Annotated in this window: 15 protein-coding genes; 4 read left to right on the forward strand and 11 right to left on the reverse strand. The window is 43.7% G+C overall.

The genetic code is table 11. The features are described 5' to 3' along the window. Nucleotides 1-771: a peroxide stress protein YaaA gene (yaaA, locus tag QQL60_RS08140; protein WP_284723009.1), complete on the reverse strand. Its 771-nt coding sequence runs from the start codon at nucleotides 769-771 to the stop codon at nucleotides 1-3. 43 nt (nucleotides 772-814) lie between these two features. Then, complete coding sequence (locus tag QQL60_RS08145; protein ID WP_007146499.1) at nucleotides 815-1,135, reverse strand: DUF4389 domain-containing protein; 321 nt, start codon at nucleotides 1,133-1,135, stop codon at nucleotides 815-817. Nucleotides 1,136-1,282: 147 nt separating this feature from the next. On the opposite strand from QQL60_RS08145, the gene QQL60_RS08150 reads away from it, so the two are divergent. The 3 genes from QQL60_RS08150 (at nucleotide 1,283) to QQL60_RS08160 (ending at nucleotide 5,419) form a co-directional block, all read left to right on the forward strand. Then, the gene (locus tag QQL60_RS08150) at nucleotides 1,283-1,807 is read left to right on the forward strand and encodes a TRAP transporter small permease subunit (RefSeq protein ID WP_007146500.1); all 525 of its coding nucleotides are present in this window, start codon (nucleotides 1,283-1,285) and stop codon (nucleotides 1,805-1,807) included. Continuing rightward, complete coding sequence (locus QQL60_RS08155) at nucleotides 1,807-3,114, forward strand: TRAP transporter large permease (RefSeq protein ID WP_284723010.1); 1,308 nt, start codon at nucleotides 1,807-1,809, stop codon at nucleotides 3,112-3,114. Before QQL60_RS08150 ends, QQL60_RS08155 begins: the two co-directional genes overlap by 1 nt. Before the next feature lie 223 nt (nucleotides 3,115-3,337). After that, complete coding sequence (locus QQL60_RS08160; RefSeq protein WP_284723011.1) at nucleotides 3,338-5,419, forward strand: TonB-dependent siderophore receptor; 2,082 nt, start codon at nucleotides 3,338-3,340, stop codon at nucleotides 5,417-5,419. A gap of 51 nt (nucleotides 5,420-5,470) precedes the next feature. On the opposite strand, the gene QQL60_RS08165 is transcribed toward QQL60_RS08160, so the two are convergent. Genes QQL60_RS08165 through efp form a run of 3 tightly spaced genes read right to left on the reverse strand, consistent with a single transcriptional unit; the run spans nucleotide 5,471 to nucleotide 8,028 of the window. Further along, nucleotides 5,471-6,409 (reverse strand): GGDEF domain-containing protein, encoded by a 939-nt coding sequence (locus tag QQL60_RS08165; RefSeq protein WP_284723012.1) that lies wholly within the window; start codon nucleotides 6,407-6,409, stop codon nucleotides 5,471-5,473. 60 nt (nucleotides 6,410-6,469) lie between these two features. Beyond that, nucleotides 6,470-7,450, reverse strand: coding sequence for an EF-P lysine aminoacylase EpmA (gene epmA, locus QQL60_RS08170; RefSeq protein ID WP_284723013.1), 981 nt, complete (start codon nucleotides 7,448-7,450; stop codon nucleotides 6,470-6,472). Between the two features lie 8 nt (nucleotides 7,451-7,458). Beyond that, on the reverse strand, nucleotides 7,459-8,028 hold the full coding sequence (efp, locus tag QQL60_RS08175) for an elongation factor P (RefSeq protein WP_284723014.1): 570 nt from the start codon (nucleotides 8,026-8,028) through the stop codon (nucleotides 7,459-7,461). 51 nt (nucleotides 8,029-8,079) lie between these two features. On the opposite strand from efp, the gene epmB reads away from it, so the two are divergent. Beyond that, nucleotides 8,080-9,087 (forward strand): EF-P beta-lysylation protein EpmB, encoded by a 1,008-nt coding sequence (gene epmB, locus QQL60_RS08180; RefSeq protein ID WP_284723015.1) that lies wholly within the window; start codon nucleotides 8,080-8,082, stop codon nucleotides 9,085-9,087. Here the strand turns inward: epmB and QQL60_RS08185 are convergent, their stop codons facing one another. The 6 genes from QQL60_RS08185 to dat all read right to left on the reverse strand — a co-directional run bounded on the left by QQL60_RS08185 (nucleotide 9,088) and on the right by dat (nucleotide 14,342). Further along, a complete protein-coding gene (locus QQL60_RS08185; RefSeq protein WP_273180084.1) occupies nucleotides 9,088-10,245 on the reverse strand; it encodes a citrate synthase in 1,158 nt (385 codons plus the stop codon). Nucleotides 10,246-10,355: 110 nt separating this feature from the next. Beyond that, nucleotides 10,356-11,630 (reverse strand): NAD(P)/FAD-dependent oxidoreductase, encoded by a 1,275-nt coding sequence (locus QQL60_RS08190; RefSeq protein WP_284723016.1) that lies wholly within the window; start codon nucleotides 11,628-11,630, stop codon nucleotides 10,356-10,358. A gap of 18 nt (nucleotides 11,631-11,648) precedes the next feature. Next, nucleotides 11,649-12,605 carry a lipoyl synthase gene (lipA, locus tag QQL60_RS08195; protein WP_284723017.1) on the reverse strand — a complete coding sequence of 319 codons (957 nt, stop codon included), beginning with the start codon at nucleotides 12,603-12,605 and terminating at the stop codon, nucleotides 11,649-11,651. Next, nucleotides 12,602-13,216, reverse strand: coding sequence for a lipoyl(octanoyl) transferase LipB (lipB, locus tag QQL60_RS08200; protein WP_284723018.1), 615 nt, complete (start codon nucleotides 13,214-13,216; stop codon nucleotides 12,602-12,604). Before lipB ends, lipA begins: the two co-directional genes overlap by 4 nt. 5 nt (nucleotides 13,217-13,221) lie before the next feature. Further along, nucleotides 13,222-13,497: an HP0495 family protein gene (locus QQL60_RS08205; RefSeq protein ID WP_091715358.1), complete on the reverse strand. Its 276-nt coding sequence runs from the start codon at nucleotides 13,495-13,497 to the stop codon at nucleotides 13,222-13,224. Next, nucleotides 13,494-14,342 carry a D-amino-acid transaminase gene (gene dat / locus QQL60_RS08210; RefSeq protein WP_284723019.1) on the reverse strand — a complete coding sequence of 283 codons (849 nt, stop codon included), beginning with the start codon at nucleotides 14,340-14,342 and terminating at the stop codon, nucleotides 13,494-13,496. Before dat ends, QQL60_RS08205 begins: the two co-directional genes overlap by 4 nt. Nucleotides 14,343-14,344: the final 2 nt, after the last annotated feature.

Here is a 14,344-nt window from a genome sequence, read left to right on the forward strand (position 1 = left end):
TCATTCATGGTCACGAATAAAAACCCACTCATCTTTTTTCGACATTTCGGCGCTGTAACGATAACCATCCGTGTCAAAATTCTTAATTCTATCAGGATCTTGTATCTGATGTTCAATGATATATCGGCTCATCATGCCCCGTGCTTTTTTGGCATAAAAACTGATCATTTTGTACTGGCCATTTTTCCAGTCTTTAAATACGGGGGTAATAATCCGAGCAGTCAGCTTTTTTGCTTCAACGGCTTTAAAATATTCATTTGAGGCCAGGTTAATCAGCACTTCATCCTGCAGCGACTCTTCGGCCTGTAGTGATTCACGAATATCACTGCCCCAGAAGGAATAAAGATCTTTACCTTGTGCATTCTCCAGCTTGGTGCCCATTTCAAGACGATATGGCTGAATCAGATCTAACGGTTTTAATACACCATAAAGACCAGACAGAATTCTGAGATGCTTTTGAGCAAATGCCAGTTGTTTTTCGTCAAGCGACTCAGCTTCTAAACCGGTATAAACATCACCTTTAAAGGCTAAAACGGCTTGTTTAGCATTATTCAAATCAAAAGGGGTATGCCACGATTCGTATCTGGCGACGTTTAACCCGGCCAATTTATCACTGAGCTTCATCAGACTGGCAATATCCGCCACATTTAACTTGCGCAATGTATCAATGAGTTGTTTTGACTGCGTCAAAAATCGCGGTTGAGAGTAAGTTTGTGTGATTGGCGGCGTATCAAAATCAAGAGTTTTCGCCGGTGAAATAACAATCAGCATAAATTTTCCTGCATAAATTCAAAGAATAAAAACGTTAAAGGCTTCAATTAACATCGCTATCATTGCGTGTCACATCTCTTAAAAAGCCATCACTCTTCCAGTCACTAAAGGGAAAGGGACGATACTCACTGGTATAAGTTAAAAACGCCACAATCCGATAGACATATTGACTCAAATCCGCTGCAAAATCAGCAATATCATGATGTGGTTTACCTGTTATTAGTGCAAACAGTAATTGAACCAATACCACCAGCCAGACCACCATCATGCTCAAATAAAGAATGATCGCAAACAGAACCATATACAGGATCCGTGTCCATTGATTTTTATCACTCATATTTTGTTTAATTTGCTCGTTATCCATGCTCCCTCTCCTGAAATTATTCCAGAGACAACTTTATCACTTCCCTCTTTATATGAGTAAGAACATTGAAGGTCTATGACAGAAACTAGAGCTTAACTGTGATTTATGGGAAACTTGTTCGATTGTAGAGCACATAGACATATCGACATGAAAACACGCTTTGAGCCATTCATTTCCGTCATTGAAAATTTTATCGACCTGACTGGTCGAGCAGTATCATGGCTGATACTGGCCATGGTGTTACTCATTTGTTATGACGTAGCTATGCGCTATTTATTCAACTATGGTTCTGTCGCCTTGCAGGAACTGGAATGGCATTTATTTGCGCTGGTTTTTCTGCTCGGTGGAGCTTATACCCTTCGGCATGACGCACATGTCCGAGTTGATATTTTCTATCAAAGCCGGTTCGTTTCTGATTTAGGACGCGCCTGGATCTCTCTGTTAGGCACGCTCTTCTTTTTATTCCCGTTTTGCATGATGATTGTATTAACTGCCTGGCCATTTGCTGAAAATGCATTTTATTACAATGAAGGCTCACCTGACCCCGGCGGTCTGCCTTATCGCTTCATTCTCAAAGGAGCGATTTTAGTCGCCTTTGCACTTATTATGCTGCAAGGTATAGCTGACATACTTAAGAATCTGAAAATTATCTGCAATAAGGAGTCCAAATAATGGAGTATTGGGCTCTCGCCATGTTTCTGGTGTTATTTTTACTGCTGTTAATCGGTTATCCCGTCGCCTTTACATTAGGCGCTATCGCGCTTGGTTTTGGCAGTATATTTTTAGGTTTCGAGTTTTTTAGTTTATTACCGCTGCGTATTTGGGGGGTGATGACAAACTTTACTTTGCTTGCCGTGCCGCTATTTGTGTTTATGGGAGTGATTCTCGAAAAGTCAGGAATAGCAGAAGAACTGCTTGATACCATGGGTCGCTTGTTTGGTAATCTGCGAGGTGGGCTTGCTATTTCGGTGGTGGTAGTGGGTGCGCTCCTTGCAGCAACAACCGGCGTGGTTGGTGCTTCTGTAGTAACAATGACGGTTATTGCACTGCCGTCTATGCTGAAACGTGGCTATTCACCTGCTTTAGCCAGTGGCACGATTGCCGCTTCTGGCACATTAGGCCAAATCATTCCACCCAGTATTATTCTGATTTTATTAGGTGATGTAGTCGGTGTACCTGAAGGCGAATTGTTTATGGCAGCCGCGGTACCAGGCACGTTATTAATTCTTGCCTATATTCTTTATGTAATCTGGACCGCCTGGCGGCATCCGGAAGCCGCACCAGCAATCACTAATTCGGCCGATGATTCTACGCATTTAGTTTTTAGTGTGATTAAAAGTCTCGTGCCACCGATGTTATTAATTCTGGCGGTATTAGGTTCTATTTTCTTTGGTATTGCGTCTCCAACAGAGTCAGCTGCTGTTGGCGCTATGGGTGCCATTCTACTGGCTGCCATCCACAGACGTATGAACCTAGCGAATTTACGTGAAGCACTTCAGCGTACAACCCGATTAACCAGTATGGTATTTATTATCTTTATCGGCGCCACCGCATTCGGCCTGGTTTTTGTCGGTATGGGCGGTGATAAACTGATTCTGGATTTATTTACAGGCTTACCGGGAGGAAAGTGGACATTTCTGGTACTCAGTATGTTACTGATTTTCTTCTTAGGCTTTTTCCTGGACTTCATTGAAATTTGTTTTATTGTTGTACCGGTAATTGCCCCGGTAGCCATTCATATGGGCATCGATCCATTATGGTTTGCTTTATTGATAGCCTTAAACCTGCAAACCTCATTTTTAACACCACCTTTTGGCTTTTCACTATTTTATCTAAAAGCCAGTGCGCCCCCTTCCTTAAAACTGGAATCAATCTACCGAGGCATTGTGCCGTTTGTAGCAATACAAATTGTGGTGTTGGCTTTAATCATCGCTTTTCCGCAAATCAGCCTCTGGCTGCCTGAACTCATGTCCAAATAAGCTCTGTTGCAGAGCTGGAGTTTTCTCCTCCATCTCTGCACCGGCTTAGTTTAAAGGGCTAAAGTTTATTCACCAGCCATTGGATATGGTGATTTAAATTGTAAAGTTTCATTAAAAAATCTATTCTATATCGCTAATGATAACTATTAGCATTTAGATTAAAATGAAACCAATAACTCCCTTACTATGCCTGAGCTGTAGCTTATTATCTTTTCAATCGGCGATGGCCGAAGATAATTCCGCCTCTTTATCCACCCTAGTCGTCACCGGTCAACAAACACCCTATATCCGACTCTCGGAAACAGCGACCAAAACCGATCAGGATTTATTAGACACACCGTTTAGCGTCAATATTGTTAACCAGAACTTTATTCAGGATTTGCAAGCTGAAACGCTAGCTGATGTTTATCCCTATATTGTCGGACTAAGTCAATCAGGCACCAATGCCAATAGTTTTACCTTACGGGGTTTATCTTCAAGCTTACAGAATGTGCAGATTGATGGCTTACCGGGCCTTGCCTCCCGCTTTGGTTCTCCCTCCACGGCCAATATTGAACGCGTCGAAGTACTCAAGGGACCCGCTTCTGTGCTTTATGGTTTGATGGAACCGGGCGGCCTTGTCAATATCGTCACTAAAAAACCACAGGCAGAGGCACAAACCAGTCTCAGCTTTAGTGGTCGCAGTTATGCATCAAGTGACTCAGGGTTTGGTTCTGATGTCGGCGGCACGTTTACCTATGACTCTACCGGTGCACTCACTGAGGATAAAGATTTACTCTACCGTTTTATTGGTAGTGTTGAAAACATTGATTCCTTCCGTGATGGCGTCAATGATAATAATCTCTATCTCTACCCCACCCTTTCTTATCAGATTAATCCGGATATGAATGCCACTATTGGCATGGAATATATTCGTGAACGTCGTGATGCCGATGATGGCCTAGTCGCCGTCAATAACGATATTGATCAAACGGCTTCATTGTCGACTCGCTATCAAAGAGACGGTGATTCGGATAATGATGACGGATTAACGTTATTTGGTCGACTGGAAAACCAGATTAATGACAGCACCGTATTCCGCCTGAATCTGAGAAGTGTTTATCACGAAGATGAGCGCGAACTCTATGAAAATAATGCCGTGATAGATGCCACGAACATTGTGGACTCAACCTTGAGAAGACGTGACCGTTATCAGGTTAATAAACGCCAATATCATTTCTTTGATGCCAACTTATCGCATAAGTTTGAAACTGGTGAGTTATTCCATAACACCCTTATTGGTATCAATGGCGGTTTTGAACGTGCTGATTTTGACAGAAAACGTTTTTCATCAAAGAATGTTATTACGCCTAACCTGAACATTTTTAATCCTGATTCGAATAATGGTACACCGTTAGCTCAACTTTCTGGCAATCATCGAATTACTGATAATTACAATCTTGGTTTGTACGCACAAGACACGGTGGATCTGAATGATTATATCTCTGTGATGCTGGGTGGACGCTTTGATACACAGCGAACACGTTTTGTTGAAAAAAATCTAGGTCAGTCAGATGAATTTAAAAAACAAAATACCAAAAAATTCTTACCACAAGCTGCCCTTGTTTTCAGAGCAACAGATGAAGTCTCGCTCTACTTAAGTCACTCTGAATCATTTAATCCTAACAGCATTGAAAGCAGAAATGCTGATGGTGAAAGCTTAGATCCGGAGTTAGGTAAACAAAATGAATTTGGTATTAAGGCCACTTTATTCGATGACAGACTCAACTTCACCGCATCCAGCTTTAAAATCATCAAAAGTAATATTACGGAAAGCGATCCGAATACTGGAGATAACAGGTTAGTAGGTGAACTGGAAAGTAAAGGCACAGAGTTTGAAATACAAGCACTGCCCATCGAAAACTGGCAGATTCGTGTCGGTTACGCCAATGTTGACTCGTTCATCTCTCATAGCCTTGACAGTGACACAGTGGGTAACAGAAATGCGTTTGCGCCTAAACATAATGGCTTCATCTGGACACGATACAATATCCCTCAGCCTGTCTTTGGCGGGAAAGTTGGGACGTCATTGGGACTGAACTATCAATCTGCTCAGTACACCAGTTCGAATAAAGAAACACGTGTTGAGCTACCAAGCCATACTCGCGTTGATCTCGGCTTTTATTACGATATCAAACAGTATCGTTTCGCACTGAATATCGAAAACCTGTTTGATGAAACCTATTACACGGGTGGCTCTAACGATAGTAAGATTTATCCAGGTGATCCGCGCTTAATCACCTTGTCATTTAAAACCACCTTATAAAGATAACCCTGAACAGCCTAAACAGGTTTGAGTTAAAGACTCCAAATCTGTTTAGGCTGCCTTGATACAATTACGGCCTGACTCTTTCGCACGATATAAGGCCTGGTCCACTTGTTCGACAAAATCGACAAGCTGATCGTGAGGACCTGGAACAATCGTACCGATGCCGATACTGATGGTCAGCAGCTGTGAAACTGCAGATTGCTGATGGCTAATTTGTAATTTCATCATTAATTGCTGGCAGCGCTCAGCGATTTTTACTGCAGCAGGATTATCAGTCTCCGGCAATAACATCACAAATTCCTCACCACCAAATCGGGCAAAAAAATCTCTGGATCGCGTAGCAGCTGAAGTGAGCGTCTGGGCAACCTGTTTTAAACAATCATCGCCCTGAATATGGCCATAACAATCGTTATATTGTTTGAAAAAATCAATATCCATTACCAGCAGAGACAGGGGTTGCTGGTGACGTTTAGCCGTCATCCATTCTTCTTCTAACACTTTGTCCAACATTCGTCGGTTAGGTATACCGGTCAGACCATCTTTAAAGGACAGTTCTTCCAGCTCTTTTTGCAAATCCAGCAATTTTTGTTCGGTTTCTTTTCGTTCAGTAATATCAAACATAAAACCAATCAAAGCTTCGACTTCACCCTGCTCATCTCTGACCACATGAACAACATCACGAATCCACACATAATGCCCATCTTTGGTCATTGCCCGATAATCGGCTTCATGATCAACACCGGCTTTTGACTGGGCAACACAGAAATCGACCACCCATTGTTGATCTTCAGGATGCATTCTTTCAGCCCACTCATTGACCGTTTGCCAGCTTTCCGGCGACCAGCCTAATAACTTCTCTATTTGTGGTCCGATGTAGGAAAAACGCATAGTTTTCCAGTCAATACGCCAGGGAATAGCTTTTGTAGATTCTAATAATGTTTTATAAACATCATTATTCTGGGTAATAGAAGTATCCATATCGCCCATAGGTATGATCCTTTTATCAAAACTCACTAATAAACTCATCACCCAAGAAAATGTCGGGCATTAACTCTGCTCAAACCTAAAGCTGCTGACGGCATTTATATCATTTACACCGAGATTTAACATCAATAGTCTATCGACACCGATAGCCACACCAGTACAAGCAGGTAACCCTGCATTGACGGCCGCAATTAAATTCTGATCCATTGGCATCATAGCTTTACCTTGTCGCTGACGGATAAGATTATCTTTGGCAAACCGCTGACTCAGTTCGTTAGCATCCAGGCATTCGTCATAGCCATTAGCCAGTTCAAGTCCTCGCGCATAGACTTCAAATCGGGCCGCCACTATTGCTCCCTCTTCTGAACGATGTAATTTTGCTAATTGTGCCTGTGAAGCGGGAAAATCATAAATAATATAGGGCTGACCCGACAAGGCGAATTGTGGTTCAATCAGTTCACTCATCAAAAGCTCAAGCCAGCCATCTTTGTCAGCTTGCCAGTCATCAGGAAGACTCGTTATTTTGGACATGGCAAATTGTTTGAGTTGCTGTTCACTCACATCACTAACGTCAATAGCAAGATACTGAGAAAACACCTGTTGGTAGCTCAATTTAATCGCAGCCGGTAAGCCCACGACACTTTGTAATAAATCATCGACTTCAGCCATCAGCTGGTGATAATTCAGACTAGGACGATACCATTCCAGCATCGTAAATTCTGGAGAGTGGTGTCGGCCCTGTTCACCATTACGAAACACTTTTGCGATCTGATAAATATCCCCCAAACCAGCAGCTAACAGCCGTTTCATCGCAAATTCAGGTGAAGTATGTAAATAACATGAGGTTTTCTGTCCACCAGCGGCAATATATTCCGTAGTGAAACTATCAAGGTAGGGTGCGGTAGGCGCCGCATGAGACAGAATGGGCGTATCGACTTCCAACACATCTCGCTGATAAAAAAAACGACGGATCTCAGTCAGAAACTGAGCCCGTCGCTTTAAATGATCCAGACTTGCAGAAGGTTGCCAGTCTTTATCGTACATATTGGGAATTAGTCTTTTGCGCGTTCAACATAAGATGAAGAACGAGTATCGACTCTGAGGACTTCACCAATTTCAATAAACAGAGGAACACGAACAACGGCACCTGTTTCCAGTGTAGCGGGTTTACCACCACCACCTGAAGTATCGCCACGTACACCCGGATCCGTTTCAACTACAGCGAGATTAACGAAGTTAGGCGGGGTCACTAACAAAGGCGTGCCGTTCCATAAGGTCACGGTGTAAACATATTGTTCTTTCAGCCAGTCTTTACTTTCACTAATGGCGTTAGCGTCGGCACCATATTGTTCAAATGAGCTTGGATCCATGAAATACCAAAATTCACCATCGGTATATGAGTACTCAAGATCAACTTCAACAACATCTGCGCTTTCTACTGTATCGCCAGATTTGAACGTCCGCTCATTCACTCGGCCAGTTTTCAAGTTACGGAACTTAACACGATTAAATGCTTGGCCTTTACCCGGTTTAACAAATTCGTTTTCAATGATGCTGCATGGATCACCATCAAGCATAAACTTCAGGCCGGATTTGAATTCATTTGTACTATAACTTGCCATCTTAACCTCTTTTAGGGGACGATCTTCACTTGCTTCAAAATAAAAGCCACTATGATACCGCAAACCACCACCGTAAAGACAAAACAAAACTGGCAGCACTCACTCGCTAATGCCGTAAACAATGCCGACCAGTTATTAGCGCTATTAGGGCTTAGCGGCCAACTTTCGGCGGTTGATAAAGATAAAATACGCCAGTTTCCCATGCGCGTTCCGCTCAGTTACATTAAAAAGATGCGCTACGGTGATGTGACCGATCCCTTACTTCGTCAAGTATTTCCTTTGCTTGATGAAGCTTATGAAGTCGATGGATTTTATAGCGATCCGGTGGGAGATCATTTGGCCGTTAAGTCCCCCGGTATTTTGCAAAAATATCAAGGACGCGCTTTATTATTGATGACAGGTGCTTGTGCCATTCATTGTCGGTATTGCTTTCGTCGTCACTTTCCCTATTCAGAAAGCAATCCGCTGGCTGCTCAGTGGCAGCAATCGCTTGATGTATTAAGGGCCGACACGTCAATTACTGAAGTTATCCTGAGTGGTGGCGATCCGCTTTCACTGAATGATGAAAAACTCAATAATGCGATAGGCGATCTGAATAAGATCCCGCATTTAAAACGACTACGAATTCATACCCGGCTACCCGTCGTATTGCCAGAGCGTATCACGGACTCATTACTTAACTGTCTGCAAAATACCCATCTGAAAGTGGTGATGGTGATTCATGCCAATCACGCCAATGAAATTGATGAGGAAGCGGCACAGGTGCTGTATGCCCTAAGGCAAGCTGATGTGCAATTACTGAATCAAACAGTGTTATTAAAAGGGATTAACGATTCTGTAGAGGCACTTGGAGACTTGAGTGAACGTTTAAATGAAGTCGATGTGCAACCTTATTACCTGCATTTACTGGATAAAGTAGCAGGTGCTCATCATTTTGATGTGGAAGAAGAAATAGCGGTTAATTTGATTGAGACTTTGAGAAAACAATTGCCTGGCTACCTTGTGCCCCGTCTGGTACGTGAGCAACAAGGTGAAGCCAGTAAAACGGTAATTAGTTAATTACCGTTCTTCGATAGGTGTGTAGTCACGCATATCACTACCCACATATATTTGTGTCGGTCTGTAAATGCGATTATCGCAGATTTGTTCACGCCAGTGAGCCAACCAACCCGCAGAGCGAGCGACAGCAAATAAAGCGGTGAATTCGTCTTCAGGAATGCCCATTTCGCTATAGAGAATGCCGGAATAGAAATCAACATTCGGGTAAACGCCTTTATGGCCGAGGCGATCAGCACAGACTTCTTCCAGTTTTAGGGCGGTATCGAACATATCATCCAGATGACCACCACGTTCCGCAACTAACTGTTCTACCAGTTTGTGCAAAATGGTAGCACGCGGGTCTTTGACCTTGTACTCACGGTGACCCATTCCCCAGATGACTTCTTTGTTTTTCAGCTTCTGATCAACCCAGCTTTCGACATTCTTCGGTGAGCCTATCTCTTGTAACATGCCAACCACACGTTGATTGGCACCGCCATGTAACGGTCCAGATAAGGTACCAATGGCCGCTGAAATAACACTATATGGTGTAGCTAGTGTCGAACCTGCAACCAATGCCGCAAAAGTAGAAGCATTCAAGGTATGTTCTGCATGCAGAATCAAACACACATCCATAATTTTTGCCATTAATGGATCCGGTTCTTCACCGTTAAACATGTATAACAAGTTTTCTGCAACAGACAGATCGTGCTTTGGATTAACCGGGTCCCAGCCATTACGGATGTGTTCCCACATCGCCACCAGTGGTGCCATTTGAGCGATGATATTCACCGTCATATTACGCACGTAATCAAGATCTTCACAGCTGTTAGCATCTGTCAGACATTCCGTGCCTGGATAGAACATTCCCAGGCTGGATACAGCCGTTTGCAACATATCCATGGGATGACCGGTGTGGGGAAAATGCCGCATCATCTGACGAATGTGATATTTGATACGGTAATTATCTTTTAACTGTTGGGAAAAATCGTTTAATGCTTTCTTAGTTGGTAATTCACCATCTAATAAAAGCAAGGTGGTCTCTTCAAATGTACTGTTTTCAGCAAGAGTTTCGAGTGGATAACCACGATAACTCAGTATGCCTTTTTCACCATCAATAAATGAAATGGCTGACTTTGTTGCGGGTACACCTTCCAGGCCTGGTAAAAAATCACTCATCTACAACCTCATAATTATCTTGATGGTGGAGATTATCGGAAAAGCTGGCATTATACTGCATTGCAGGTACAGCAGCATCACCGATGTTCTTAACTACTGATTTTACGGGGTTATCTAAGAATATCTGACCAGATATTATGTGCCCACGCATCGGCAAACTCGCCTTCTAACAACGTAGGTGTTGGTGTTATCCCCCCACCTGGCATCACCGCCATTTTTTCCGTCTTTGGATCATATCTGAATACAGCCGCGACATGGCCTGCTTTTTCGCCGTCAGTAAAACTATAGCAGGTATTACCAAATACGGGTTCAGGTTCAACGTCGTGCTCATGCAATAATGCAATGACCGCGGCTGCACATACCTTGGCCTGCACATTCGCGATATGACCCGATTTGGGTAAGGTAGATGCCACAGCATCACCTATCACATGGACATCCTGAACAGCAGTTGACTCATACGTTCTAAAATCAACCTCACACCAGCGTTTATCCACATTAATCACGCCTGCCAGCTCAGCTACCTTACCGGCTCGTTGTGGCGGTATAACATTCAATACATCTGCCTGAACACTATCAAATACACTATCGACCGTTAGGGTATCAACATCAATATTTTCCACACCATTACTGGGTTGATACTCAATAATATCGGCATAAAGATCATCCCAAACACCTTTAAACAAGGCTTTTTTAGAGACGATATCACCATTGGCATCGAGAATAATTAATTTGGCTGTTGGATTATGTTGTTTTAAAAATAAGGCGATTTGACAAGCACGTTCATAAGGGCCGGGGAGACAACGAAATGGCGCTTGTGGAATGGTCATCACCACTTTGCCACCTTTAGGCATGGCTTTTAACTGTTCATGCAACAACTGTGTTTGCGGTCCAGCTTTCCAGGCATGAGGAATCTTAGTCTCAACAATCTCCGGCGTGAGCATGCTTAACTGGTCATAAATAAAATCAACACCGGGAGCAACGATAAGGCGGTCATACTGAACCACTGTGCCATCATCAAGACGCACATTTTTGTTATCAACATCCACCGCATTTACCGTGGCCTGAATCATCTTCACACCGTAGTGAGAACTCAGGGCATGATAATCAAAGGTCAATTGCTGTAGGGTTCGGTGACCACTTAATACGAGATTACTTTGTGGGCAGGAAACAAAAGCCGTTTTTTTCTCAATCAGAATCACTTCAAGATCCGGCGACCACATGCGTATATATTTGGCAGCAGTGGCACCCGCAAACCCGCCACCAATAATCACAACACGTTGAGGCTTTCTAGGTGGAGTCACCATGGCTGAGCTTATATTCGGAAATGCGGCTAACGCAGATACTGATATAGCTCTTTTCATCACTTGCCGGCGATTAATAGCCATAATAACTCCCCTACTTAATCAAGAAACATGCTCACCTTGTGCCTGTAAATCGGCATGATAAGAAGAACGCACCATCGGGCCACTGGCAACATGCTCAAAGCCCATTTGTTTACCTGCCACAGCAAGTTCATCAAATTCGGCTGGCGTGACAAACCGCTCAACCGGTAAATGATGCATGCTCGGTTGCAGATATTGCCCTAAGGTCAACATTCGACAACCATGGTCACGCAGATCCTGCATCACTTGTTTGACTTCATCTATAGTTTCACCCAAGCCCAGCATCAAACCTGATTTAGTCGGCACATCGGGATGCATCTCCTGAAACCGCTTGATTAAATCCAGCGACCACTGATAGTCAGAACCTGGTCTGACGGCCTTGTACAAACGTGGAATACTTTCCAGATTATGATTAAAAATATCCGGCGGACTTTGCTTGAGAATATCCAGCGCCACATCCATCCGACCACGAAAATCTGGCACCAGTACTTCAATATTGGTTTGTGGTGACTGCTGGCGAATTTCATCAATACAACGGACAAAATGGGCCGCTCCACCATCACGCAAATCATCACGATCAACAGAGGTGACCACAACGTGTTTTAGTTGCATGGCAGCAATGGTTTTGGCCAGATGTGCTGGTTCGTTCTCATCTAATGGATCAGGACGACCATGCGCCACATCACAAAACGGGCAGCGACGGGTACAGATATTACCCATAATCAGAAAAGTTGCCGTACCATGAGAAAAACATTCGCCTAAATTAGGACAAGCAGCTTCTTCGCATACCGTGTGCAGCTTATGTTCACGAAGCATATCTTTAATATGTTTCACTTTTGGATCGGCATGTGATTTTGACCGAATCCATTCTGGTTTACGTTTTGGCTTGCTTGGCTCAATTTTTATCGGAATACGGGAGACCTTTGATTCGCCCTTAAGAGCGCGAACGTCTCGTCTTCCGTCTACTGTTTCAGTCATGCATTATTTCCTAATTGTGTCAGTTGCTGAAAAGCGGACACAAATTGTTGTTTCGCTTCTGTCATTGTTATATCAATGCCCAGCGATCTCATATCAATTACTTCCATGCCAGCATAACCGCATGGATTAATGTAGCTAAAGGGTGTTAAATCCATATCAATATTCAGACTGACGCCGTGATAGCAGGCCCCTCGTTTCACTCGTAACCCCAGTGAAGCGATTTTTCGCTCATCAACATAGACACCGGGCGCATCCTGTCTGGCATAGGCATCAACACCGTATTGTGCGAGCAAATTCACGACTGTCTGCTCAATATTTGTCACCATTTGCCTAACCCCAATCCCAGCTCGGCGCAAATCAATTAAGGTATACACAACCAGTTGTCCGGGACCATGATAGGTTACCTGTCCGCCACGATCTGTGGTCACAACAGGAATCGCCGATTCCATCAAAATATGGGCAGGATCACCATTTGCCCCTTGGGTAAAGACTGGATTGTGCTCAAGTAACCATAAGGCGTCTTCTGTGTCAGTCTGTCGCTCGAGCGTAAAAGACTGCATGGCATCCACGGTTGGCACATAGTCAACCAGCCCCAGATCGTTAATTTGCATGAAGGCTAAAGTACGTATTTGATGGCGTCGTGATCACTTAAATCCTGATAGATCGCATCGAGCTGAGGTTTACTTGTTGCTCTTATGGTCACGGTAATCGATGTGAATTTACCACCAGAACTCTGTTTCTGGCTGACCGCTCCTTCAGCAATATCATCAACATGACGTCTGACAATTTCGACCACAATGCTATCAAGTTCTTCACTGGTCTCGCCCATGGCTTTGATAGCAAAGTCACAAGGAAATTCTAATAATGTCTCTTGTTGTTCTTGTTCACTCATTTATTCGCCTCCAACTTATCACGTTGGTAAAGTTCATCCAGTTGCTGCCAGATAGGTCCCGGAATTCCTAGCCCTACAGGCTTATCATCCAACGTCGTCACAGGTAATAACTCCCGCGTTGAGCTACTGATCCAAATTTCATCAGCCCGGGTAAGCCTTTCTGCTGTCACCGATTCTTCTCTGAAAGCAATATTGGCTTTAGCTGCCAGCTCTAACACGAAGTCACGGGTGATGCCGGGTAAAACCGTATTATCTTTTGCTGCCGTATAGATCACACCATCAAACACAGCATAACTATTACTGGCAGAACCTTCCGTCATCACACCATCACGAATCAAAATGGCTTCGCCAGCCCCCTGCTCGTGTGCCTGCTGTCTCAGCATGGTGTTTGGTAACAAAGCAATCGCTTTGATATCGCAGCGCTGCCAGCGAATATCGTCTACAGTGATCGCTTTAATCCCTTGTTCTTTATATGACTCGGGCAGCGAATTAAGCGGATTGCTCATCATAAATACAGTCGGCTTAACCCCTTCCGGAAAGACATGTTCACGCGGTGCCACACCTCGTGTTACCTGCAAATAAACCGCCTGATTATCACTGTCATTCTGCTCAATCAGCTGGGTGATTAACTGTGTCCAACGCGCTTCATCAAACGGATTGTTTAAATGAATACCATCCAGACTATTTTGTAGTCGGGATAAATGTGCCTGTAAACGAAAAGGTTGACGACCGTAGACAGGGATTACTTCATAGACCCCGTCACCGAATAAAAAGCCCCGGTCATAAACGGATACCTTTGCCTGCTCAGCAGGCAAAAAAGTATCGTTTAAGAACACAGTTGCCATGG

The organism is Methylophaga thalassica (assembly GCF_030159795.1).
Lineage (GTDB): Bacteria > Pseudomonadota > Gammaproteobacteria > Nitrosococcales > Methylophagaceae > Methylophaga > Methylophaga thalassica.